General features: G+C 77.1%; 2 protein-coding genes. Both read right to left on the bottom strand.

Translation table 11 applies throughout. From position 1 onward, the window contains the following. Positions 1–129: 129 nt before the first annotated feature. Complete coding sequence (locus GTW08_RS06155) at positions 130–816, bottom strand: DUF2848 domain-containing protein (RefSeq protein ID WP_073578095.1); 687 nt, start codon at positions 814–816, stop codon at positions 130–132. 106 nt (positions 817–922) lie between these two features. Then, the coding region (locus GTW08_RS06150) for a hypothetical protein (protein ID WP_161151554.1) at positions 923–1,351 on the bottom strand (429 nt) is incomplete at its 5' end.

Here is a 1,351-nt window from a genome sequence, read left to right as displayed (position 1 = left end):
TGGTGCCACCCGATACGGGCGGCGGCCGCGCCCGCCGATGCGGCGGGCGTCACGGCCGGCGCCGGGTGCCCGCAGGCGATCCCGGCCACGTCCACCGGGCCTGCCGACCGGTCGCCGTCGGGCGGCCGGTCAGCCGATCGGCTCCGGGAGCCGGTCGACCTCGTAGGTCAGGCCGATCGTGTCGCCGGTGGCCGGGTCGTGCAGCTCCACCCGCCAGGCGTCGGCGAACTGGTCGACCCCCGGCCTCATCGCGACGGTCCCCGACAGCAGGACGGTGCCGGGCACCAGCCAGCCGCGCTCGCGCAGCAGGTCGACCCAGTATCCGGGCGGGAGGAGGGCGGCCAGCGTCGCGTCCTGCACGAGCTCCTCGCTGCCGCCGTGACGGACCCACGCGCGCAGGCTGATGTCGTCGAGCCGGTCGGCGACCTCCGACAGCCGCCAGGCCTTCCGGCCCAGGACGTCGAGACCCGCGTTCTTGCTCCACGCGACGCCGTGCACCTCCAGGGCGCGGTCGGTGTGGTCGCAGGCGACGGTCAGCAGCGGGTCGGTCACGTCGTCGCCGACGACCAGGGCGCACTCCGCCTCGCCGGAGGTCCGGTCGTGCTGGGCGGGGACCCGGTCGGTCTGCGACGCCAGGTACGGCGAGACCGGGTACAGCGCCGGCACCGTGTCCGGGGCCGGCACGCCCAGCTCGGCCAGCTCGGCGACGTGCGCGGCGACCTCCTCCTGGGCGCGTCCGGCGTACCCGGCGTTGAAGACCCGGTGGACCTCCACCGAGCGGGTGCTGCCGTCGGGCAGGGCCAGTTCGAGCGTCACGGGGGACCTCCGTCAGATGTGTACCGACTCCGGCCGCCCGCGCGCCTGCCCCGGCCGCACCCCCCCACGGTCCGGCCGCGGGCGTCCGACGGGGGTAGGTGCCCGGTCAGGCCCGCAGCCGCAGCCCCTTCGGCGTCACCCGGAACCCGGCCTCGGTGAGGACCTCGGACAGCGCCGAGACCAGCGAGTCCTGCCCGTCGGCGCGTTCCACGGCGAGCGACCCGAGCCAGCCCTCGTGCACCGCCCCGGCGAGCGACTCGGCGCCGGCGCGCAGCTCGTCGCGGTCCTCGGTGAACGACAGCAGCGACTTCCCGCCCCGTTCGACGTAGAGCGCGGGCGCCCCGTCGACCAGGGTGACCAGGGCGCCGGCCTTGCGACCGGGGCGGTGCCGGGTCTCGCCGGTCGTGTCCGGCCAGGGCAGGGCCGCGCCGTAGGGCTGGGCGGGGTCGGTTGCGGCGAGCACCACCCGGGACAGCTCGCGCCACGCCTCCCGCGGCGCCTGCGGGCGGCGACCGGCGCCGTCGAACTCGCCGTG

The sequence above is a fragment of the Pseudonocardia sp. SID8383 genome, assembly GCF_009864975.1.
In the GTDB taxonomy this organism is placed as follows: domain Bacteria; phylum Actinomycetota; class Actinomycetes; order Mycobacteriales; family Pseudonocardiaceae; genus Pseudonocardia; species Pseudonocardia alni.
This window is presented reverse-complemented; position numbering and strand designations above follow the sequence as displayed.